A 2,891-nucleotide genomic window follows, 5' to 3' on the forward strand; every position below is an offset into this window, starting at 1 on the left:
GGGTTACCGGCGGACACCGCAGGTCGCACGGGCGCGGGCGGCCCGGACGCGACGCGCCCCGGCGCCGGGCGGTGTGGCCGGGCACCCCCCCCCCCCCCCGCCCCCCGGCGCCCTCCCCCCCGCCCCCCCCCGCGGCGCCCGCCCCGGCGCGGCCGGCCGCGGCGCGGCGCCCGGCTCCCTGACCTGGGCGCCGGCCGCGAATGCCGAGCCCTCCGTACCGACCCCCTCGGCCTCAGCCGCCCCAGCCGGGACACCGGCCCCCGACGCGGGCAGCGTCGAGATCACCGTGAAGGACACGGCCGGAGGCGTCCTTCCCGGTGCTGCGTTCCTCCTGCTCGACACCGCTGGCCAGGAAGCCGGACGCGGACAGAGCGACGTCCGGGGGAAGCTCACCCTCCTTGACCTGGCGCCGGGCGTCTACCGGCTCAAGCAGACGGCTACCGGCAGCCCGCTCTACGAGGCCGTCGCCGACCAGGATGTGATCGTCACCCCGAACCACGCCACCCCACTGACGATCACGGACCCGTTCAAGGCCGCCAAGGTCCTCCTGCAGGCCAAGGACGACAAGAGCGGAAAGCTCCTGTCCGGCGCGACCGTGAACATCGGCACCGGCACCTCGGCGCTGCTCACCCTGATCACGGGAGCCAACGGCACAGCCTCCGCAGAACTGCCCGTGTCGAGCCGCAGGAAACGGTTCTGGGCCCAGGAGGCCAAGGCTCCCGCCGGCTACGAACTCTCCAAGACGGCAAAGCCGTTCACCGCCATTCCCGGCGCCTCGGTGACCGTGACCGTCACCAACGCCAAGACGGCCACGGACCCGAAGCCCGATCACCCAGACAAGCCGACGCACCATCCCACCCACTCTCCGTCCAATCCGGGCGAGCCGAGCCGTGGTACCGAAGGCGCCACGCCCTCCGCCACGGGCAGCTACACACCGGTTACCGACTCTGCGTCCATGGCCGCGACCCCGGTCGGGGACTCCACGCCGAAGACACCGACCGGCTCTCTCGCCCACACCGGGACTGACGCCACACGGTGGCTGGCCGGCGGCACGGCCGTGCTGATCGCAGCAGGCGGAAGCGCTCTCCTCCTCGCACGTCGCAGCCGAACAGACGGCCACGCCGACGACTCCACCGAGACCTGACCCACCCTCCACGCCTGTCCACGAGTCTCAAGCCCCCGGATTCCACAGCCTGGAATCCGGGGGCTTTGTCGTCCACGCACGGACGCAGCCTTCGCTACGCTGCCGTAGTGACCGCCCCCTCTGTTCGTCCCCGGCGCTGCGGTGCCGGGCGGATCACCAGCCGGAGGCCGGGGCGAGTGGAGGAGCGGGCGAACGCCGGGCGGGCATGTGGACCGATTCGTTCGTTCGTTGGGCGTCAGTTTCTGGGCCGGTCACCCAGACGGTGTACTCGCCCCTCTCGACCCCGTCAGGCCGCGCGGTCCGGAAAGGGATGCCTGCCAGGTGATGCCGCGGATGGGCGCCGGCGAGCTTCCCTGCGTGCGGGGAAGTGGACCCGCACGGTTGGTCCGTTCGGCAGCGTGATTGCTGTGCCGGCGGCAGGGGGTCCGGCTACTCGCCGATCACCGTGCGGGGATCGGTCACCTACCGAGTCCCTGGTTCCAACTCCCGCGCCCAGGAGCGCAGCGCTGCCCGGTGCCAGCCTGCTGCCAGTAGGGATGCCACCACACCCGGACCGACAGCTGCAGCAGGCGGCGCCGGAGGGCCGTCGTCCGGTGCCGGTTCGCCGGATCGGCAAGGCTCCGATAGGTCTGTTCCCAGGCGCACTGGGTGGCGGCCAAGTCCTCGGGAATCGCAGGGCAGTACATACGAGCTATTGCATCATGTGTTCGATTTATGGCGCATCCTTGCAGGTGAGGTACTCGACGAGGCAATCCCTCGCTGCGGTCGTCGCGCGAGGAAGGCTAAGCGCGTGTGGTGACAGGTGTACCGGTGACGGCTCGGCAGGGTTTCGGCGTCGAGGCTCTCGTCGCCCTCCAGGGCGCTAGGCCCGTGGAACGGATTCCAGTGCAGGGCTTGCTGTCCTGTGCCGGTCGCTGTTCCGCGGCGCGGGCCCGTATGGCGAGTCGTGGTGATCGGGCAGTTCGCCGGGGGCAGACAAGCAAGATCGCGGAAAGACTGGCCAACGGGTGCGAGGGCATGTCAACGTAGACGACCTTGCTGGAAACCCCAGGTCAGAGAGGTGATTTCCTGTGACCGTAGCTCCTACGGGTCCTGGTTTCTCCACCACCGTCGAAGCCCTGCGGCTGCGGAAGTGGCAGCTCGGTCCCGGTCAGCCGACCCTGGTCATGGACCAGTTCTCGGCCGAGGACTTCCACCTGATCGTCGATGACCGCGCGGACGTGCACGTCAGCAGTAAGGACGGCAGGTTCTATCTCGGTTGGTTCCCGCTCGGCCGCCCCGGAACGGACGGCGAGGGATGGAAGATCGCTGTCACCGGCACCGCCGAAGTCCCGGGCTATCAAGCGTCGTTCGACACGGAGACGCCGGCCGACATCGTCGCAGCCGCCGTAGCGCGCGTGCTGGAGAACGCAAGCCCCCTCTGACAGAGCGGACACCGACAGCAAACGCCCGCTCAGTGAGTCAGCCGGCCGTCCGCACGGAGCTCCCGCGCCACCGCCCTTTCCCCACTCCAGGAGGCTGTTCGTGACGTCCCCCGAGATGACTGTCGGCGATCTCATCGACCTGCTGTCCGGCTGCGACCGCAATGCTCCGGTCCGCCAGGCCATGAACCCCTTCTTCCCGATGGCCCACCGCGTGGCGCAGGTCCTGCAGTCGGTCGACGAGACAGGCCGGAGCGTCGTCTACCTCGCCGAAGGACGTGACGAGGACGCACAGCTCGGCCACCTGCCACCGGAGGTCGCCGTTG

The 2,891-nt window shown here is 70.0% G+C and carries 3 protein-coding genes; all 3 read left to right on the forward strand.

From position 1 onward, the window contains the following. Positions 1–178 precede the first annotated feature (178 nt). The gene (locus tag LCE31_RS27030; protein ID WP_225018677.1) at positions 179–1,144 is read left to right on the forward strand and encodes a SpaA isopeptide-forming pilin-related protein; all 966 of its coding nucleotides are present in this window, start codon (positions 179–181) and stop codon (positions 1,142–1,144) included. Between the two features lie 1,070 nt (positions 1,145–2,214). Further along, the gene (locus tag LCE31_RS27035) at positions 2,215–2,568 is read left to right on the forward strand and encodes a DUF317 domain-containing protein (protein WP_225018673.1); all 354 of its coding nucleotides are present in this window, start codon (positions 2,215–2,217) and stop codon (positions 2,566–2,568) included. A 100-nt stretch (positions 2,569–2,668) separates the two neighbouring features. Beyond that, positions 2,669–2,891 (forward strand): hypothetical protein (locus LCE31_RS27040; RefSeq protein ID WP_225018674.1); only part of this gene is annotated, 223 nt, incomplete at its 3' end.

The sequence above is a fragment of the Streptomyces sp. 8L genome (assembly GCF_020176795.1).
Classification (GTDB): Bacteria; Actinomycetota; Actinomycetes; order Streptomycetales; family Streptomycetaceae; genus Streptomyces.